Source organism: Aquimarina megaterium XH134 (genome assembly GCF_000520975.1).
Lineage (GTDB): Bacteria > Bacteroidota > Bacteroidia > Flavobacteriales > Flavobacteriaceae > Aquimarina > Aquimarina megaterium.
The window spans coordinates 1-21,617 of sequence record NZ_JACB01000061.1 but is presented as its reverse complement, the minus strand read 5'-3'; the positions used below and the strand labels follow the sequence as shown (position 1 = coordinate 21,617).

Genomic DNA, 21,617 nt, shown 5'->3' with positions numbered 1-21,617 from the left:
CGAATACTATAATATAATAATGTGTTAAATAAAGAACATAAAATAGTATAATTGATATTAAAACCTTCCCAAAATGTTAAATGAAGAAGAAAAAAGGCTTTTAAAAAATAAAATAAATACTTCTATTACTGATTATCGTAATAAAAGAAAAAAACGACGAATAGGGTATTACATAACTGCTGCGGCTGCAGTCACGATTGTATTCTTTTCTGTCAGGTATACAAATAACTATCAAAACTCTTCAGCAATTAAAAACTATGTTGATGCTACAGATATCAGTATTGATAAAGATGGAGATGTGAAACTAGTTTTGAATGACAAAGATGAAGTGAAAATTACTGAAAAGGCATCAAGTATTACTTATTCTAATTCTGGAGGAGAAGTTGATATTAATAACTCTAAAAAAGTTGAACAATCATCAGAGAATACTTTTAACACAATTATTGTTCCTTACGGAAAGAGAACTAAAATTACACTTTCTGAGGGCACAAAAGTTTGGCTCAATTCGGGTTCTAAACTTACATATCCTGTTGTATTTAATGGGGATAAAAGAGAGGTTCATCTTACGGGTGAAGCTATTTTTGACGTAAAGCATAATAAAAAACAACCTTTTTATGTAGTGACAGAGGATTATGATATTAAAGTTTTGGGTACTGTATTTAATGTAAGTAGTTATGGTGATGATTTTTATACTAGTACAGCTTTAGAAAGAGGCAGTGTAGAGATAAAATATCAAGGGAATTCTATTTTCGGAAAATCGAGTATAAAAATAACTCCGGGAACACTTGCTATATATAATAACAAAACAAAGAAGATACGAAGTAGTAGAGTTGATGTCACCAAATATATGTCATGGAGAGATGGTAAGTTTATATTCAAAAAACAAAGAATGGATATGATAGTTAAAAAACTTTCTCGATACTATAATGTTGCGATTTCAATCGAGAGCGAAGAACTTAAAAAACAAACTTTCTCTGGGCATTTGGATTTAAAAGATAGTGTAGAAAAGGTAATGGAAGTTCTTAAACAGTCAACAGATTTGAAATACAAAATAGAAAATGGAAAATTTGTAATTAACTAAAATCACCAACTATATGATATGAAATAACAAAACAACCGTAATTTATTACAAAAAAGTCAGAAAATGCGGCAACATTTCCTGACCTAAATCAAAATATTGCGATATCGCAATACTTAATGCATAAAAAACAAAATTATGAATAAAAAAGTTAACGGCATTTCTTTTTTGTCTGAAAAGAAGAAATTCAATTTTTTATTAACCCTTATGAGAGTTTTTATTTTATTTCTGTGTTTTGGCTTAACAAGTGTATATGCACATAACTCTTATTCGCAAACTAAGCTGGACATTAATTTAAAAAACGGTACTCTTGAAGAGCTGTTTGATCAAATTCATTCTCAAAGCGAGTTTATATTTTTTTATAAGGATGATATTGTAAAAACCAATACAAAAATCACACTACGTCTTAAACAATCTACTGTAAAAGAGATACTAAATAAGGTATTTAAAAAAACAGACCTCACCTATAAAATAATTGATCGGCAAATAGTTATATCTAGACAAAAAAAAGAGTTAGAAACGAAAACGTTTTCAGAATCAAAAGATCCATTACAAGCAATATTAACGGGTAAAGTTATTACAGGAGATGGTGTTCCATTACCAGGAGCAAGTGTACTAATAAAAGGAACAGATAGAGGAACACAAACCGATTTTGATGGTAATTATACATTAGAAATTTCTAATGGAGAATCTCTGGTGTTTTCTTACGTCGGATTCATAACTAAAGAGGTAGTATTCTCTGGTCAGTCTGCAATAAATATTACCTTGATTGAAGATGCAAGTGAATTGAGTGAAGTAATTGTAACTGGATATACAAAGCAAAGTACTAGAAATATAACTGGTTCGGTAACAATTGTTCAATCAGAATCAATAGCAGCAACAACTCCCTCAAGTATTGAACAAGCATTACAGGGGCAGGCATCTGGTGTTACTGTTGGAGTTGAAGGCGGTCCTGGAGGAAATGCAGCAGTACGTATCAGGGGATATGGTACTATTAATGGTAATGATCCATTATATGTAATTGATGGAGTCCAAACGGGACAAGGGTTAAATGACCTTAATCCCGATGATATCGCATCTATTCAAATACTTAAAGATGCAGCAGCAGCTTCAATTTATGGGATAGGTGCTGCAAATGGTGTTATTATCATTACTACAAAAAATGGAAATAGAAATAATAAAGTTTCGTTTACATACAATGGAGTTACGGGTGTAGATTTTATTCCTAGATCTGTTTTTCCTGAAATGGCAACACCACAACAATTAGCAGATGCATATTGGCAAGCCACAATAAATGATGGAAACCCTAATCCATCTCATCCTCAATATGGTTCTGGGGCAAGTCCGGTATTACCAGATTATATACTCCCTCAAGGTGTGTCAGGTAATGTTGATGAAAGCGCGTATAGTTTTCCTGATAATAGAATTACCCGAGCGAATAAAGGAGGTACAGATTGGTTTGATGAATTTTTTAACTCAGCATTGGTTCAGCAACATAATATAGGAGTCAATGGCGGTGGTGAAAATTCAAAATTTTATGTTGGTTTAGGATTATTGGATCAGAAAGGTGTAGGGAGCGAAACTTATTTTGATCGTTATAATCTTAGGGTAAATTCTGAATTTAATATTACCGATAGATTTCGTATTGGAGAAACGTTAAACACTTCTTTCTCTGAAAAAGTAGGTATTACAGATCCATTAAATGAAAATGATAATCAAAATAACGAAAGTCAGCTAGCAGCCTTATACAGAATGCATCCACTTATCCCGGTTCGAGATGTTGGAGGTAATTTTGCTGGAACTGCAGGCATCCCTGGTGTAGGTAATGGATATAATGCGGTAGCAGTCGCTGATAGAAATAAAAACAATACAACAGAGACTTTAAGAGCTTTAGGAGCTATATATGCAGAATTTGATATTACCAGTGATTTAATGATAAAAACTACATATACTGCTGATATTGGAAGTTCTAAGTTTTCATTTTTTCAGCCTGTAGATTATGAAAATGCCTCTGCGAGATCAGTAAATCAGCTCAGAGAAACATCGACCGATGTGATCAATACAAACTGGTATAACATCCTTCAATTCACTAAGAATATTAGTGATGTTCATGATATTGATGTTTTTGTAGGAACAGAATTTAAGAAAAATAGATTTGAATCTTTTTACGCACAAATTTCAGATTTCTTGTTTACCACACCAGATGCTACTTTTTTAAGTGCAGGAACAGGTACTGCAATTGTAGGTAGCAGTCAAACAAAAACTTCAAGTTTTTCAGTATTTGGAAAGGCAGATTATGCATATAACGACAAGTATTTATTAAGCGCTACATTAAGACGTGATCAATCTTCTAAGTTTGAAGGAGGTAATCAAGTAGGTACTTTCCCTGCTGTAAGTGTAGGTTGGAGAATTTCTGGAGAAAATTTTTTAAGCGAGTCTTCTATAGTAAACAATTTACTTCTTAAAGTTAGCTGGGGAGAACTTGGTAATGATAATATACCAGCATTCCGAGGGGTTACAGCATATGGTCCAAATCTTAATTATAACAACTATAATGGGCAAACAGGATATTTCTTAACCAATATAGGAGATCCAAATTTGTCATGGGAAACAACAACGACTACCAATATTGGTATTGATGCGGATTTTTTCGATAATAAGCTTGGAGTTAATTTGGATGTGTACGAATCTGTGACCAAAGATATGTTGTTAGCGACTCCAGTTGATCCAACGATCTATGGGAATACAATAAACTCTATTTATAGAAACTTGGGACAAATGACCAATACAGGTTTTGATTTGGGAATTACTTATTCGAGTAAATCAGAGCATGCTTTTAATTATTCTATTGGAGTAAATGTTTCGCATTATAAAAATAAAGTAGATTTCTTAGATAGAGAAAACCCAGCGCCAATTGCTAATCCTGTTTTAGGGTCTCATTCTGGGTTTGAAACTACAAATACTGCAGAGGGGCATCCAATATCTTCTTTTGTAGGGTTAACATGGGAAGGGATTGATCAAAATACAGGAAGAGCAATTCTTACAGGTGATCCTAGAGATATTATAGGAGATCCACACCCGGATTTTACCTATGGAATAAATTTTAATGCTGACTATAAAAATTTTGATTTCACTATGTTATTTCAGGGATCACAAGGAAATGATATTTATAATTTAACAAAATTCTGGACTGATTTCTCGAATTTTGAAGGAGGTAAAAGTATAGATTATGTAACAAATTCTTGGTCGCCATCAAATCCTAATGGAGTACTACCTGCATTAACATTAAGTGCAAATGAAGCAACAGGTTCTTCTTACTATATCGAAGACGGATCTTATTTAAGACTTAAAAATGTCTCTCTTGGTTATTCATTAGATGATAAGATTACTTCTAAGTTAAAAGTTGATAAAATCAGAATCTTTATACAAGGTAAAAATTTATTGACATTTACAGATTATAGTGGTTTGGATCCCGAAATTAATCTATCGAACTATACCAATCAACAACAAGCAAACCTTGAGATAGGTGTTGATAGGGGAGCATATCCGGTTTCTAGATCATTGAATTTAGGTTTAAATGTTACATTCTAAAAGAAAAGAAAGATGAAAAAAATAGTTAACTATATAGAGCCGAAAAAAATAGTCCTTTTACTATGTATTTCGATATTGACGATCACTACTTTTCAATCTTGTAAAGAAGAATTAGATATTCCTCTTCAAGGGCAGTTTAGTTCAGATGTTATTGTATATGATAATAATTGGGTAAGTGCCCAATTAACAGCTGCCTACGGTATGTTAGATGGAAATTTGGATACACAAGATCCTTGGCGCTCAGCAGCATCAAACTGGATTTATGGAGAAGTAGCATCAGATAATGCATATAAAGGAAGTGATCCTGGTGATCAGCCGCAGATTGATAATGTAGAATTTTACTCACCTAATTCTGGAGAAGGAAGATTTTATGGATATAAATGGAATTCTCTTTTTGAAGGAGTTGCTAGAAGTAATGAGGTAATAAAAGGAGCAAAGATTGGATTAGAAGCTGGTGATCTTACCGAATCAGAAGCAATTCTATTTGAAGCTGAAGCGAGATTTTTAAGAGCTCATTATCATTTTGAAGCTAAAAAACTATGGGATAATATCCCTTATGTAGATGAAACGGCTACAGAATCTTTAACCAATGTAAATGTAGATTCCTGGGCTCGAATTGAAGAAGACTTTACATTTGCTATTGCTCAATTATCTGAGACTTCTCGATTTGTAGGTAGTGCAAATAGCTGGGCAGCAAAAGCATATTTGGCAAAAATACATATGTATCAGCTAGATTATGCAGCAGCAGCACCAATATTAGATGATGTTATTAATGCTGGGCCTTATGATTTGGCACCAAAATATTCTGATAATTTTAATGCAGCATCAGAGAATAGTATAGAGTCTATATTCGCGGTTCAAAATACGGTTGATGATGGATCTTCTGGGGATGATAATGGTAATTGGGGAGATGCATTAAATTTCCCTAATGGGGCTCCTGTAGGAACTACAGGAAATGCATGTTGCGGGTTTTTTCAACCTTCACAAAATCTGGTTAATGCATATAAAACAGATGCAACAGGCTTACCTTTATTAGATACATTTAATAATAGCGATGTTACTAATGATGATGGGGTGGCTTCTGCAGATGCATTTACACCACATACAGGAGAATTGGATCCTAGACTAGATTGGAAAGTAGGTAGAAGAGGTATTGATTTTAATGGATGGGGTATAATGCCTGGGCAGTCCTGGATTAGAAACCCTTCTAACGGAGGGCCATATCTTCAAAAGATAACCGTGTTTAGACAAAGTCAGTTTAATGATGCTGGTATAGATGCACCTTCAGCTTGGGCTCCTGGCGTTAGTGCGCTAAATACTAATATTATAAGATTTGCTGAAGTACTTCTTTGGAGAGCCGAGATTATGGCAGCACTAGGAGAAGGAGACATGGGAGCATCATTGGTAGATAGAGTTCGAATGCGTGCTGCAAACCCAGATGATTTTGTTAAAGAATTAGATGCAGATGGAAAGCCGACCGCAACCCCTGCAGCAAACTATGTTGTGGGTACTTATGGTACTTTTTCTGGTCAGGATCAGGCTATAAAAGCTGTAGCTCATGAATATAGAATAGAAACAGCTTTAGAAGGTCATCGGTTTTTTGATTTAGTAAGAAGAGGTAATGCCGCTCAGGTTTTAAATTCTTACCTATCTGTTGAAACTACAAAGCGCTCACATTTATCCAGTGCATCATTTATTCCTGGAGTAAACGAACGTTACCCTATAGCGCAAATCGTGATTGCGGTAAGTAATGGGCAACTTAAACAAAACAATGGATATTAGATTTGTTTATTTGAATTGTTTTTAAAGAAGACAGCGTGTTTTTACATGCTGTCTTTTACATATGATTTTGCAAAATATGATATATAAGTGCTTTGTTTTTGTTGTTAGTTTGATCGTACTTACCAGTTGTTCGCAAAAGAGTACATCAATTGATGATCGAATATTTACAGACCTAGAATACTCATCAACCGGGATTCATTTTAGTAATGATCTTACCGAGAATGACTCTTTGAATTACTTTACATATTCATATTTATATATGGGTGGAGGTGTTGCGACAGGTGATATTAATAACGATGGACTTATAGATATTTATTTTACAGGAAATCAGGTTTCAAATAAATTATATATCAATAAAGGTAATCTTAAGTTTGAAGATATTACCATAAAAGCTGGTGTTGTTGGAGATGATAGATGGTATACTGGTGTAACCATGACAGATGTTAATGCAGATGGTTTTTTAGATATATACTGCTCTGTTGGTGGAAAATTTGGTTCTAAAATGAATCAGTTATTCATCAATAATGGGGATAATACATTTACAGAAAGAGCTTCTGAGTATGGTATCGATGATATTGGAAATAGTGTTCAGGGAACATTCTTTGATTACGATAATGACGGAGACCTTGATCTTTATGTAGCTAATTATCCTCCCACAAAATTTAATGCTCCTAATTTCTATTATAGGTTTAAGATGAAAAATGTAACCGGTAAAGAAACAGATCATTTATATAGAAATGATGGAGATAGATTTACTGATGTCACAGAAGAAGCAGGAGTAAAGAGTTTTGGGCTTACTCTTAGTGCAACAGTAGGAGATCTAAATAATGATGGGTGGTCAGATATATATGTATCTAATGATTTTAGTACCCCAGATTATCTATACTTAAATAATCAGGACGGAACTTTCAGGGAAGTAGTTAAACAAGCGACATCACATACTGCTTTTTTTGGTATGGGAGCTGATATTGCAGATTATAACAATGATGGAAACCTGGATATTTTTCAGGTGGATATGGATGCTCAGAAAAACCGGCGTAAAAAAGCAAATATGGCAAGTATGAACCCTAAGTTGTTCTGGAGCACGGTTAATTCTGGTTTTCATTATCAATATATGCATAACTGTTTGCAATTAAATACGGGAGTAGTAGATGACGGAATACCTCATTTTTCTAATGTTTCAAGAATAACAGGAACTTCTTCAACAGATTGGAGCTGGGGACCTCTTTTTGCAGATTTTGATAACGATGGGCGTAAAGATTTATTCATTACCAATGGTACCAGAAGAGAAATAAATAATAACGACTATTTTGAAAATTTAAAGAAATTAAAAAACAAGAAAGATAGTCTTTTGCAAAGAAGCTTAATGATCCCTTCTGAAAAGATAGATAACTTCATGTTTCGTAATGTTGGAGATTATAGCTTTGAAAAAGTAAATAAACGTTGGGGAATACAATATGAAGGCTTCTCTAATGGAGTTGCATATGCAGATTTGGATAATGATGGAGATTTAGAAATTATTACAAATAATATTGATGATTATGCTTCAGTTTTTGAAAATAAGAGCTCGGATAAAAATAACTATATCACTATCCAATTTGATGGAAGTATTAAAAATAAATTTGGATTAGGAAATAGAGTATATCTCAAAACAGGTGATCAAACTCAAATGCAAGAACTCACTTTATCAAGAGGGTTTCAGTCATCAGTTGCTCCAGAATTACATTTTGGAGTTTATCAATCAAAAACTATTGAAGAATTAAAAGTTGTCTGGCCTGATGGGAAACTTCAAAAATTCAAAAACCTTGAAGTAAACCAAAAATTGACAGTAAAATACGAGGATGCAATACCTGAAAATTCAATATCAAAAAAAGAGACTGTCTTATTTGCTTCAGAAGGAAAAGATGGCTTTTCAGAATACAAACACCAGGAAAATAATTATAATGATTTCTCAAAACAAGTTTTACTTCCTCATAAGATGTCAGCTTTTGGACCAGGAATGGCAGTTGGAGATATAAATAATGATGGCTTAGATGACTTTTTTGTAGGCGGAGCATCAGAACAACCGGGAAGTTTGTTTTTTCAAAATAAAACCGGATTTGAAAAGCAAATTGTAGAGGTATTTGAAGAAGATAAATTAAATGAAGATGTTGGCGCTGTTTTTTTTGATGCAGATCAAGACGGTGATAATGATTTATATGTGGTGAGTGGAGGTTATGAATTTTCTCCAACATCAAACATATTACAAGATAGATTATACATTAATGATGGTAGAGGGCGTTTTACCAAATCAAAAAACAGTCTACCACAAATGTTAACAAGTGGATCGAGAGTATATCCTTTAGATTTTGACAAAGATGGTAAGCAAGATTTACTGGTGTTAGGACGTCAGGTTCCTGAACAATACCCAATTCCTGCACATAGCTATCTGTTAAAAAATAATAGTCAGAACGGGAATATACAATTTGATGATGTTACTGATTCTTATGCAAAAGATTTTATTGATTTGGGTATGGCCACAAGTGCTGTAATTACAGATTATGACAATGATGATTGGTTAGATATTATTGTTGTTGGTGAATGGATGCCTATTCGGGTTTTCAAAAATATTAGAAAAGGATTTAAAGAAGTATCGCAAGAATTGGGATTAACAAAAGATACTACAGGATGGTGGTGGAGTATCGGGCAAGGAGATATTGATAACGATGGTGATATGGATTATATCCTAGGGAATAACGGATTGAATTACAAGTACAAAGCTACAGAAGAAGAAACTTTTGATATTTATGTAAATGATTTTGATAAGGATAGTAATGCCGACATTGTACTTAGTTATTATAATGACGGAAAGCAATTTCCGGTAAGAGGAAGAGAATGCTCATCTGATCAAATATCAATGATCAAACATAAATTTAAAGACTATGAAAGTTTTTCTGAAGCCACATTAGTTGATGTATACACAAAAAAATCACTAGAATCATCACTGCATTATCAAGTAAAATCTTTTGCAAGTGTATATCTCGAAAATAAAGAAGGAAAATTCATCATTCATAAACTACCATTAGAAGCTCAAGTATCATCGATTAATCAAATTTTGGTAGATGATTTTGATGAAGATGGTTATATAGATGCTCTTATTGCAGGAAATTTACATGCTTCAGAAGTTGAAACACCAAGAAATGATGCCGGGCACGGATTATTCTTAAAAGGCGATGGAACAGGAAAATTCAAGCCAATTTCTGCAGCCAAAAGCGGCTTATTCATACAAGGAGATGTAAAAGATTTAGCTATACTACAGACAGATACTACTAGATATGTTGTAGCAGCAAAAAACAACGATTATTTACAGTTTGTAAGAATTCAAGAAGTGAATAAAAACACTCCTTAGGTTTCGAGATTATAATAATGAAAGAATATAAAAAAGTGTAAAGAATGTTTTGATACACATTGGTAAAATAGTAGTCATTATTCCATTTGCCATAGATATTGAGGTTTGTTAGTGAATTATGTTGCAGTTATAAATGAAGATTAAAATAAAGTTATGAATTATATTGGTATTATTTCTTTTTTAGGGTTTACACTTTTGGTAGGAGTGATTTCTTACTTATCTACATCAAAAACAGATGAAAAATCTTCTGATGGTTACTTTTTGGGAGGAAGAAGTTTAACAGCAGGAGTCATTGCAGGTTCCTTATTACTTACTAATCTATCAACAGAACAAATAGTAGGTCTAAATGGAGCAGCATTTAAAGAAGGTATATTGGTGATGGCATGGGAAACACTTGCAGCCATTGCAATGGTAATTACGGCCATATTTTTATTACCTCGGTATCTAAAAGGAGGGATTACCACGGTACCCCAGTTTTTGCAACGAAGATATGATACAACAACCAAAGCAATAACCTCGGGTTTATTTCTTACAGGTTATGCAGTTATTTTATTGCCCACAGTTTTATATTCGGGAGCATTGGCTATAAATACAATGTTTAATATACCAGAACTTCTGGGAGTATCAGAATCAATAGCATTATGGATTACAGTATGGGGAATAGGAAGTATAGGCTCAATTTATGCAATTTTTGGAGGGTTAAAAGCTGTTGCAGTATCAGATACAATTAATGCTATTGGATTATTAATAGGAGGAGTAATGATCCCTTTATTTGGATTGTGGGATATTGGGAGTGGTAGTATTTCGGAAGGAGTTAATGTTTTATTTGATTTATATCCTGATAAATTTAATGCAATGGGAGATAAAAAAGCATCGGTTCCTTTTACAACTATTTTTACAGGAATGATGTTGGTGCAATTATTTTATTGGGGAACCAATCAAGCAATTATTCAAAGAGCTCTTGGAGCAAAAAACTTAAAAGAAGGTCAAAAAGGTCTATTATTGGGATCATTTATTAAGATTTTAGGGCCAATTATAGTTGTGTTACCGGGTATTATTGCTTTTCATATGTTTGGAGATACACTCAAAAACCCAGATGAAGCTTATCCGATGCTGGTAAGTAAAGTTTTGCCAGTATCCTTGGTAGGTTTTTTTGCTGCAGTATTATTTGGAGCTATTTTAAGTTCATTTAATAGTGCTTTGAATAGTTCTGTAACCCTATTTGGGATAGATATTTATAAAGAATATTTTGATAAAGAAGCGAGTGAAACTACTATTGTAAAAGCAGGAAAACGATTTGGAATTATCTTAGCAATAATATCAATGTTTGTAGCACCACTTCTTGTTTACGCTTCAGATGGATTATTTGGTTACCTGCAAGAGGCAAATGGTATTTATAGTATTCCGATTTTGACAATAATTGTAGTAGGGTATCTAACAAAACATGTTCCGGCAATTGCTGCAAAAATAGGACTTATCTCTGGTTCTATACTGTATATTATTAGCCAGTTTATATTAAAACCATATGTGATTGGAGAAGAAGATTATCCGCATTTCTTACATGTAATGGCATTGCTGTTTATTCTAAATGTAATTATTATGTTACTTATCGGTAAACTATACCCAATGAAAAACGAATATAAGCAAGAATACACAAGACAAGTAAATATAAGTCCATTCAAATATGTTGTACCTATAGGTGCGTCAATTTGTATTATAGTTATTGTTATCTACACGTATTTTTCATAAAATAAGAATTCCCTTTTGATATAATTCTAATTTAAACCCTGTTACCTTCCCCATTTGTAACAGGGCACTACTACAAGCCCTCGTTTATGGTAATCCTATTAAACCTGATGAGGGTTTGTTGTTCACTAAAATTTCAATTTTGTGTAGATTATGTTATCATTTATCAAAAATGCGATGTCTGTCATTTTTACTTTGTACTCCTTTTACTTCTGGGGGGTATAAAGTTTTGCTCATAGCTGTAATGTAATTAGAAAGCCATTTTGCTAATATTTTTGATATTTTTCTTTCTTTATTAGTGGTAAGTTGTGTTTTCATATTATTAAATTTTCAATTGTTATTTATGTGCCTGGTAATGATTCAAACTCAGGTGCGTTGATTTTTTCAAAAGAATTTGAATAATTCTCTGTTCGTTTCTTTGCTGTATAGCTCATGTCGCGACAATATCTATCGTGGTTACTCCCGCTAGTTGGTTTGAGGTGAGGAGTAATACTCATAGTTCTAGATTGTACAATGAACTTTCCTGTTTCTGTGGTTTTACGCAAAAACCATTGTGATTCATCATTTTTCATGATTATTGTTTTTAAAGATTAATAGAGCCGATAAGGTTATCTTATCAGTTTTTGCTTTTTTATACTATATGTTAATTATGATATGATCTAAATTGATGGTAATTAGATGCTTGAGGAATACCGTATTCCTTGTGATGTTTTACCAGAATATCCTTCAAAAATTTCTATATTGCTTATTCAATTAGAACTATAAAAGATGGATAGTGTATCGACAATTATTTTAGCTTTATCTCTTATTATTATAATGCTTGGAATGGGATTATCGCTAGTTGTTGATGATTTTAGAAGAATATTTATATATCCTAAAGCAATACTGTTAGGATTGACCAACCAAATACTAATATTACCAATATTGGGATTTGCATTAGCATCTTTATTTCCTATTCAACCCGAGATTGCAATCGGAATTATGATTTTAACTGCATGTCCAGGTGGGCCAACGTCTAATTTGATATCTCATTTGGCAAAAGGAGATATAGCATTATCTGTTACTCTTACTGCATTAAGTAGCTTTATTACTATTTTAACTATACCTTTTATTATAAATTTTGCACTTCTTCATTTTTTGGAAGAGGGACAAATGATTAAATTGAATGTAGTAACAACTATTGTTCAGATATTGGTAATTACCATTATTCCTGTAGGTATTGGTATGTTAATTAGAAAATATAATGAACGATTTGCTTTAAAAATGGCTAAACCTGTTCGAAGAGCCTCTGGCATTGTACTTATACTTGTAATTGCAGGTATCACAATTAAAGAAAAAGATAATATTGTGTCTTACTTTCAGCAAGCAGGAATTGTTGCCTTATGTTTAAATGTTATTACAATGATTGTGGGGTATTACTCTGCTAAATTATTTAATATTAAAGATAAAAGAGCTATTTCAATCGCAATAGAGTCAGGAATCCAAAATGGAACTCTAGCAATAACTATTGCTGTTGTTTTGCTTAAAAATACTTCGTTTGCAGTTGCTCCGGCAGTGTATAGCTTATTAATGTTTTTTACAGGAGGTATTGCTGTTTATTTGGGTATTAAGAAAAGTAATGCCCGGGAAAATTAGTAGTACCGATCCCGCAGTGCGGGATGTACATCCAAGAGACAGTAGGATATACTAGCATTGTGCTACAGTACATACTATATTATATTGGTTCTGGTATTAGAACCTTATACGTTAATTTTTTCAATATGTCAATGAACCTTATCAACAAAAAAAGACGCCTTATTAGGGCGTCTTTTTTATATCTTGATCTGTTTATAAGTTATACTCTTATAATTATCTTTTGTATATAATAGACACCTTTTATGTTCACTACAGAACAATACCTCGATTGTTTAATAAAAAAACGAGTTAGTATATGTTGTAAGTTACTTGGTGTCATTTTTTAATTTTTTAGTTAAATATGTGCTATTGATAATAATTTAGGTTGATAATTGTTTCGATGCAAAGATCAAAACATTTTTTAAAAAAGCAAATATTTTTTTGATTTATTTTATTGATAATCAGTATGTTGCGTTTATTTTTAGATATAGGAGTTCTTGTCCGTTTTTCAACAGATTTTGGATATTCTTGCAATTGTCTGTCTCCCTGTTGCTTACTTTCCAAATGGTATTTTTTATGTGCTAATTAATTTTTATTCATATGTCTAATTTTTTTACTGAATTTATTCGGATTATTGAGTTATGAGATCAAAATGTATTGTTACTTATATCAAATTCTATTCTTTAGTGAGATTATTTCGACTAGATTTTTGTACTTACTTTGTTTTACATTAAAAAGATTCAATAAAAAAAGCGTCCAATTTCTTGGACGCTTGAGTTATATTTAGGTTTAGTTTTAAATCACTTCAAAAAAAATCAAAAATAGCTATATAGCATCCTATTTTGTGGGGATAATGTATTTACCCTACGATACTCACATTGTTTATACAATGTTTTAGGATTAATATGTAGTCTATTGTTTCTCATTTTGTTATGCAAATATTAGTAGTTTCTTTATTGTTTTCCAAATATTTATTGAAATTAACTCTATTTTCACATACCTACTTCTTAATTCCGGGTAATCCATTAGGTTTTTTGGTTTGCCAATGAAAAGTTTCTGCTTTTTGTTTTTTTGGCCATACTTCATCCAATGTATTTGCATTATACACTCTTCCATTTTTGATTACATGAGTTAATGTATTTGTGTTTCTGATATTTTCTAATGGGTTTTTTGATAAAATTAAAATATCGGCTAGTTTTCCGACTTCAATGCTTCCCAAATCATTATCTAATCCCAATGCTTCGGCTCCAAGTGTTGTAGCAACTCTAAGAGCATCATGATTTTTCATTCCGCCACTACCCACAGACCATAATTCCCAATGAAATCCGAGTCCTTGTAATTGTCCATGACTTCCTATTCCGGCTAAACCACCTGCTTCTACCAATTCTTTCATAAACGCTGCATGTTTTTTAAATACATGTTCCTCTTCCATAAACCAGCCTGGTCTTCTTCTGGATTTTTGTGCTAATTCTTCATAAGGTGTGAAATATTGAATTTTTTGATCGCTCCAAACATTCTCACGTGAGTAATAATAATTTTCTGCCCAAGGCCCACCATAGGATACTAATAAAGTAGGTGTTACTGCCATTTTTGAATCTGCTACGGTTTTTACAACATCTTTATAGATAGGGTAAATAGGTAAGGAATGTTCATGACCGGGATAGCCGTCTAAAAGCTGAGTCATATTTAGTTTAAAATCTAAGCCTCCTTCAGTAGTAGGCATTAGTTTTAATTCTTTTGCAGCCATCATGATCCATTGTCTGTGTTTGCGATTGCCCACCAAATACATTTTAATACTTTTGGTATTGTAATACTCGCTATACTGCTTTAATACATCTTTGGCATGATCCAGGCTTTCGATTTGATATTTCCAAAACCCAACTCCCGGACCAGTACTATATACACGTGGACCATGGATCATACCAGATTCTACCATATCACTATAGGTAAGAACATCGGTTGTACCGGTTTGCGGATCTCTGGTAGTCGTAACGCCATAGGCCAGATTTGCAGAATACATCCACACCTGGTTTTTATGTACACCCCAATTAGGCCACATATGGGCATGAGTATCAATGAATCCAGGAACTAATGTTTTTCCTGAAACATCAATGGTTTGTGTACCTGCAGGAATTGTTATGCTTCCCGAAATACCAATAGCCTTAATTCTATTGTTCTCTATAAGAATATCTCCCTTTTTGATAACATCATATCCTTTCATAGTAACAATATGACCTCCTTGTAATAATAAAGTTCCTTTAGGAATATCCTTTTTATAATTTACTTTAATTTTAAATTCTTCAGCTTCAAATTTTGGATCTTTCTTTTTTTCTTCATCTTCTTTCTTGTCTGTTTTTGTAGTACCAGATTTTTTCTCTGTTTCCTTAAGTTCTTCTTCTTTTTTCTTGGCCGCAGTTATGCTATCGTTAAACTTTTTTCCTGCTTCTAGATCGTACCTGAAATGACTTGCTCCCAGGGACCAATGTATTTTTTTACTGTTCGAGGACCAGGTAGGAAATTCACCACCCATAACTGTTAATTTCATAGCCGGAAACGCAGCTCCGCTAACTTTGGCGACAGAAACCGAAGGTGTTTTACCATATCGAGGAATAATTACCGTATAAATATCGTTATTAATTAAAGCGAGTGCAGTTTTCCCATCTGGGGAGATTTGTATTTCTGAAGGCTTGGAAGCTTTACTTTTATCACGCCACCCTTCTTCTGCAGATGGTAATGCACTAGAAATATAACTATCAATATTATTTTCATGATGATCTTTACCAAAAACATCCTGAGAACCATGAGTAGTGATTCCGGTTAATTTTAGGTGCTCTTTTTCATCAGATCCATCCCAGCGAATAGAAATTAACCCTTTTTCATTACTACTTAAATAAATGCGATTATCTATTTTGGTAAAATGAGGACTTTGCCTTCCTTTTGTTTTATCAATCATATTGATAATACCTCCATTAGCATTTATCCATACTAAATCTTCTTGGGCTCTATTTGAAAATGGATCAATTGCATCATCATATGTCTGAGCTACTCCTCGATGAAATGCAATTCTATTTGAAGAATAAGACCATGAAGGTTTTGTATAAATACCGGGTTGTTTGGTTAATTGTACAGGTGCAGAGCGACCATCATGACTTACTTTAAATAAATGACCACCTCCTTGTTTCCATGTAGTGAATACGATATGTTTTCCATCGGGAGACCAGGTAGGTTGTGCTTCTGTAAAATTATTTGTAGTTAAACGCCTGGGAGTACCATTTGGTAAATTCATTACATATAACCGATTCAACGCGGTAAATACCAGTTTAGAACCATCTGGTGACGGTTTAGCATCACGAATTTGGGTTGCCAATACATTTTCAGTATCTTTTATAGGGTATTTAAAAGCTAGTTTTGGTCCTAGGTCAAGGTTTACATTAACCTGAAAAGGGATTTCTTTGGCAGTATTGTTTTCTACAGAAACAGCATATATTTTTCCACCATACGAAACAATTAGGTTCTTATTGTCAGGAGTAAATGACATAGCCGGAAGCACTCCCAGAGGAGCAATCGATTCTTGCTCATCTCGTTGAACAGGGTATGCTAGCCATCGTTCTTTTCCAGTTTTTAAGTTTCGTAATACAAGTCCGGTTTCTTCTTCAAAACGAGTACCGTACACCAACCAGTTGCCATCATTAGATAAAGTAGGAGTGAAAGCAGAACCATATCGAGAGGTTATTACCGCCATATCACCATCTTCCATGTCATAAGTACCTATTTGGTATTGTGGTAATTGAGCATTGTAGTTCCACGAACCTTTACGCTGAGAGAAATACAATACTTTACCATCTGCACTAAAAGCAGGATCAATGGCTTTGATATCCTTAGGTTTTTCAAACAATTGACCACCAGAACCACCTTCTTTATGATAAATATGTAATTTAATATTTCTACGGCCTTTACCCCCTACAATATATTCGCCATCGGTAGTCCATTCTGCAGAAAAGAAATTGTGCTTTTCTTCTTTGGTAATCTGTTTATCCTCTTTGGTAGCAAGATCCAGAGTCCAGATATTATCAGAACCACTTTTATCTGAGATAAAAACCAAAGACTTACCATCAGGGCTATATCTGGGGTGTACATCATATGCCATACCACTAGTAATTTGTGTTGCTTTACCACCACTAATTGGAATAGAATAAATATCACCCATAAGATCAAAAACAATAGTTTTTCCATCCGGACTTACATCTAGCGAAATCCAGGTTCCCTGATCGGTTGTAAAAGATATTGTACGTTCAGGCTCTAAAGGAAGTTCCTTAGTTGCTTTTTTGATTGAATCTTTTTCCTTTTTAGCATTTTGAGAAAATGTAGTGAGCGTACATAAAAATAAAAATAGGGAAGTAACCCTTAGAGTGATGTGTGAATTCATTGATTGTGAATGTTGAATTATTTTGAAAAGTAAATATAAACAATAAATTAATGGACTCTGCTCTTGTTCAAAACCCTAAATACTAAAGTTTTGTGAAATGTATTTACCTTTTTAAGTTCTCTAATAATAAATTAGAAAAATCATCTTTAATGAAGCCATTAAACTGACATTTATCAAAAAAACAATTGATAAATATCAGGATTTGGGTTGATTAATTCGAGAATTTGAATGATGATAAGAAAGTATTTTTGAATCATTATTAACCACAAATCTACACAAGCTTATGACAAGCGGAGAAATACCTTCATCTCTAAATTTATATACTATCATTTATTACAATTTTACACTTCTAAATGTAGAAAGAGAAAAACTGGATTACAGCTTTATAAAAACACATAGCATTTTTATAAAAAAATGAATTCAGTTTAAGAAAAATGATAAACTACCTTCAGGATAGATGTAGTTTGTGGTGGTGGTTTATAATCTATTGATAGTAAAAGCTTTATTTAAATAAAAAAAATAATGAACTAGGGGGTGATTATGATTAATACGTCATAATAAATAGACACAGTCATTTTAATTAGTAACCAAATTAAAACCTATGAATACTCAAAAAACCAGAAGTAACCAAACGAAGATCATGATTCCCCGAACCGAATGTCTTTTTAGACATAAAAGATTTTTCTGATAAAAATCTTAAACTAATTTTTCTATACACACAATCTTAATTAATTAAAACTCAACTCATGAAATCAAGGAAGAGCATATTCCTCCTTATTCCTTTTTTGTTGTTTTCGATATTCGTTAACGCACAAAATCAGAATGACCGAGAGAATATTAAAAAGCAGACCAATTTACAAGCCTTACAAAGCATTGTTGACAGGTCTAATAATGTAAATAATGCCAATAAGGCCAAAATTGCTAACCAAAAAGTTCCTCTTACTAAGACCACTGCAGATGGTCGATTAGGAGTTTTTTATTCTTTTAATGAAAAAGGTGAAGCCATTTATGCATATGATGATAATGTTGATGCTGCTGCTTCTGGACGTACAAATAAAATTTGGGCAGGAGGTTCATCTGGCCTCAATCTTACTGGTGCTGGTATCGAAATAGGTGTCTGGGAAAGTGGTTATGCCAGACCGTCTCATCAGGAATTTGGAGGCAGAGCTTCTAATGGAGGTGATGGGGGATCTGTTACCAGTCACGGGACACATACAGGAGGTACATTAATTGCCAGTGGTACCGATCCTGCTGCCAGAGGAATGGCTTCTGGAGCAACTATAAAAAACTATACAGCTTCTGGGATGGTAACAGAAGCTGCTTCATTTGCAGCTGCCGGAGGAATTTTGGCTAATAACTCTAATACTCCGAGTGGCTCGGCAGGTGTTTATGACGCTACTGCCCGCGATATGGATGAAGTCACTCATAATGCTCCATTTTACCTGCATTGTAAATCTGCGGGAAATAGTGGGAATAATTATGGAGTAGTAAAAACAAACCAGCTCGCAAAGAATTTACTGGTTGTCGGAAATTGTAATGATGTACTAAACTATACAGGACCTTCTTCTGTAAGTATGTCTTCATCTAGTTCCTACGGTCCTTCTGATGATTGGAGAATTAAACCAGATATTACTAATAATGGTACTACGGTATATTCTTCTGATAGTGCTAATAATACAGATTATGGTACTAAGAGCGGTACTTCGATGTCTACTCCGGCAACTGCAGGTACTATTGCTTTGTTACAAGAGCACTATAAAAATATTAATGGAGTGTATATGAGGGCTGCTACAGCTAAAGGATTGATTATTGATACTGCTGATGAAATGGGAGCTAATGATGGTCCAGATTTTGCAAGTGGATGGGGGCTGGTGAATGCAGAAAGAGCTGCCCAGGTGATCACTAATAATGGTAACACATCTATTATGGATGAGTTAACTTTAAATAACGGAAGTACATATACCAGAACTATTATTTCTAATGGATCTACCCCATTAGCTTTGACTATCGTATGGAATGACCCCGCAGGAGCAATAGGTTCAGGAAATACACCTGTATTGGTAAATGACCTGGATGTTCGTGTGACTGGTAACAATACTACTTATTCTCCTTGGGTAATGGTACCAAACGGAAGTTTTAATAACTATACGGATCCTGCTCAAAAAGGTGATAATTTTAGAGATAATGTCGAAAAAATAGATGCTGTTTTAACTGCAGGAACATATACCGTTACAGTTACTCACAAAGGAACTCTAACTAATGGCTCTCAGGATTTTTCATTGATTGTTAACGGGGTTGTAGTAAGCGCAGATACACAGGCACCAAGTGCTCCGGCAAATTTAGCAGCTTCTAATATTGGGGCAACAACAGCAGACTTATCCTGGACTGCTTCTACAGATAATATAGGAGTTACAGGATATGAGATTTTTCAGGGAGGAAGTAGTATAGGAACATCAACCACAACTAGTTTTAATGTTACGGGTCTTACTGCTTCAACAGCCTATAGTTTTACTGTAAAAGCTAAAGATGCAGCAGGTAATGTATCAGGAAACAGTAATGTTGCCAATATTACTACTACAGCTACTCCAGCCTGTGCTGGGATTAGTAGTTTTCCATATAGTGAGAGTTTCGAATCTGGTTTAGGAGTTTGGACCAATGCTACAGGTGATGATATCGATTGGACCCGAGATTCAGGAGGAACCCCATCTAGCGGTACTGGTCCTGCAAGTGGGCAAGATGGTTCATTCTATCTGTATACCGAAGCTTCGACTAATGTTACTCCGGCAGGTAGCCCAAATAAAGTAGCTTTATTAAACAGTCCATGTATAGATTTAACAGGAGTTACAAATACTTCATTAGAATTTGGATATCATATGCAGGGAACTGCTATGGGTAATATGGAAGTTTTGGCAAGTACCGATGATGGAGTTACATATACTTCTATATGGTCAAAGAATGGTAGTCAAGGAGATGTTTGGAACCAAGCTACTGTTGCACTTACTTCCTATTCTGGATCTGTAATCAAGTTACAATTTAAAGCAACTACAGGATCAGGATGGAGTAGTGATATAGCGATCGATAATATAAAGATCATTTCTACAACACCTGATACGCAGGCGCCAAGTGCTCCGGAAAATTTAACAGCTTCTACTATTGGGGCAACAACAGCAGACTTATCCTGGACTGCTTCTACAGATAATATAGGAGTTACAGGATATGAGATTTTTCAGGGAGGAAGTAGTATAGGAACATCAACCACAACTAGTTTTAATGTTACGGGTCTTACTGCTTCAACAGCCTATAGTTTTACTGTAAAAGCTAAAGATGCAGCAGGTAATGTATCAGGAAACAGTAATGTTGCCAATATTACTACTACAGCTACTCCAGCCTGTGCTGGGATTAGTAGTTTTCCATATAGTGAGAGTTTCGAATCTGGTTTAGGAGTTTGGACCAATGCTACAGGTGATGATATCGATTGGACCCGAGATTCAGGAGGGACCCCATCTAACGGTACTGGTCCTGCAAGTGGGCAAGATGGTTCATTCTATCTGTATACCGAAGCTTCGACTAATGTTACTCCAGCGGGTAGTCCAAATAAAGTAGCTTTATTAAACAGTCCATGTATAGATTTAACAGGAGTTCCTAATGGATCATTAGAATTTGGATATCATATGCAGGGAACTGCTATGGGTAATATGGAAGTTTTGGCAAGTACTGATGATGGAGTTACATATACTTCTATATGGTCAAAGAATGGTAGTCAAGGAGATGTTTGGAACCAAGCTACTGTTGCACTTACTTCCTATTCTGGATCTGTAATCAAGTTACAATTTAAAGCAACTACAGGATCAGGATGGAGTAGTGATATAGCTATCGATAATGTAAAGATCATTTCTACAACACCCGACACCCAAGCACCAAGTGCTCCGGCAAGTTTAGCAGCTTCCAATATTGGAGCAACAACAGCAGATTTATCCTGGACTGCTTCTACA

The 21,617-nt window shown here is 34.0% G+C and carries 10 protein-coding genes; 7 read left to right on the top strand and 3 right to left on the bottom strand.

The annotated features are described in order from the left end of the window. The first annotated feature begins 73 nt into the window (after positions 1 to 73). The 5 genes from Z053_RS0124780 to Z053_RS0124760 all read left to right on the top strand — a co-directional run bounded on the left by Z053_RS0124780 (position 74) and on the right by Z053_RS0124760 (position 11,588). Positions 74 to 1,081, top strand: coding sequence for a FecR family protein (locus Z053_RS0124780; RefSeq protein WP_025667654.1), 1,008 nt, complete (start codon positions 74 to 76; stop codon positions 1,079 to 1,081). A gap of 135 nt (positions 1,082 to 1,216) precedes the next feature. Further along, positions 1,217 to 4,669, top strand: a complete 3,453-nt coding sequence (locus tag Z053_RS0124775; RefSeq protein WP_025667653.1) for a TonB-dependent receptor — start codon at positions 1,217 to 1,219, stop codon at positions 4,667 to 4,669. A gap of 12 nt (positions 4,670 to 4,681) precedes the next feature. Then, positions 4,682 to 6,451 carry a RagB/SusD family nutrient uptake outer membrane protein gene (locus Z053_RS0124770; protein ID WP_025667652.1) on the top strand — a complete coding sequence of 590 codons (1,770 nt, stop codon included), beginning with the start codon at positions 4,682 to 4,684 and terminating at the stop codon, positions 6,449 to 6,451. 76 nt (positions 6,452 to 6,527) lie between these two features. Then, positions 6,528 to 9,839, top strand: a complete 3,312-nt coding sequence (locus Z053_RS0124765) for a VCBS repeat-containing protein (protein ID WP_152538393.1) — start codon at positions 6,528 to 6,530, stop codon at positions 9,837 to 9,839. A gap of 153 nt (positions 9,840 to 9,992) precedes the next feature. Beyond that, on the top strand, positions 9,993 to 11,588 hold the full coding sequence (locus Z053_RS0124760; protein WP_231389135.1) for a solute:sodium symporter family transporter: 1,596 nt from the start codon (positions 9,993 to 9,995) through the stop codon (positions 11,586 to 11,588). A 156-nt stretch (positions 11,589 to 11,744) separates the two neighbouring features. Here Z053_RS0124760 and Z053_RS31665 read toward each other — a convergent pair whose 3' ends face one another. Further along, positions 11,745 to 11,903 (bottom strand): hypothetical protein, encoded by a 159-nt coding sequence (locus Z053_RS31665; RefSeq protein WP_160170146.1) that lies wholly within the window; start codon positions 11,901 to 11,903, stop codon positions 11,745 to 11,747. Between the two features lie 23 nt (positions 11,904 to 11,926). After that, positions 11,927 to 12,157, bottom strand: coding sequence for a hypothetical protein (locus tag Z053_RS0124750; RefSeq protein ID WP_025667649.1), 231 nt, complete (start codon positions 12,155 to 12,157; stop codon positions 11,927 to 11,929). A gap of 196 nt (positions 12,158 to 12,353) precedes the next feature. Between Z053_RS0124750 and Z053_RS0124745 the strand changes: the two genes are divergently transcribed. After that, positions 12,354 to 13,220: a bile acid:sodium symporter family protein gene (locus Z053_RS0124745; RefSeq protein WP_025667648.1), complete on the top strand. Its 867-nt coding sequence runs from the start codon at positions 12,354 to 12,356 to the stop codon at positions 13,218 to 13,220. Positions 13,221 to 14,199: 979 nt separating this feature from the next. Here Z053_RS0124745 and Z053_RS0124740 read toward each other — a convergent pair. Further along, entirely contained in the window at positions 14,200 to 17,625 is a 3,426-nt protein-coding gene (locus Z053_RS0124740; RefSeq protein WP_025667647.1) for an amidohydrolase family protein, read from the bottom strand. A gap of 746 nt (positions 17,626 to 18,371) precedes the next feature. Here Z053_RS0124740 and Z053_RS0124730 point away from each other — a divergent pair. After that, a partial coding sequence (locus Z053_RS0124730) for a S8 family serine peptidase (RefSeq protein ID WP_035096771.1) occupies positions 18,372 to 21,617 on the top strand: 3,246 nt, incomplete at its 3' end.

Coding starts and splice junctions, on each gene's coding strand:
- Z053_RS0124765 (WP_152538393.1), top strand. CDS start 6,528: ATGATATATAAGTGCTTTGTTTTTGTTGTTAGTTTGATCGTACTTACC.
- Z053_RS0124740 (WP_025667647.1), bottom strand. CDS start 17,625: ATGAATTCACACATCACTCTAAGGGTTACTTCCCTATTTTTATTTTTA.
- Z053_RS0124775 (WP_025667653.1), top strand. CDS start 1,217: ATGAATAAAAAAGTTAACGGCATTTCTTTTTTGTCTGAAAAGAAGAAA.
- Z053_RS31665 (WP_160170146.1), bottom strand. CDS start 11,903: ATGAAAACACAACTTACCACTAATAAAGAAAGAAAAATATCAAAAATA.
- Z053_RS0124770 (WP_025667652.1), top strand. CDS start 4,682: ATGAAAAAAATAGTTAACTATATAGAGCCGAAAAAAATAGTCCTTTTA.
- Z053_RS0124745 (WP_025667648.1), top strand. CDS start 12,354: ATGGATAGTGTATCGACAATTATTTTAGCTTTATCTCTTATTATTATA.
- Z053_RS0124780 (WP_025667654.1), top strand. CDS start 74: ATGTTAAATGAAGAAGAAAAAAGGCTTTTAAAAAATAAAATAAATACT.
- Z053_RS0124760 (WP_231389135.1), top strand. CDS start 9,993: ATGAATTATATTGGTATTATTTCTTTTTTAGGGTTTACACTTTTGGTA.
- Z053_RS0124750 (WP_025667649.1), bottom strand. CDS start 12,157: ATGAAAAATGATGAATCACAATGGTTTTTGCGTAAAACCACAGAAACA.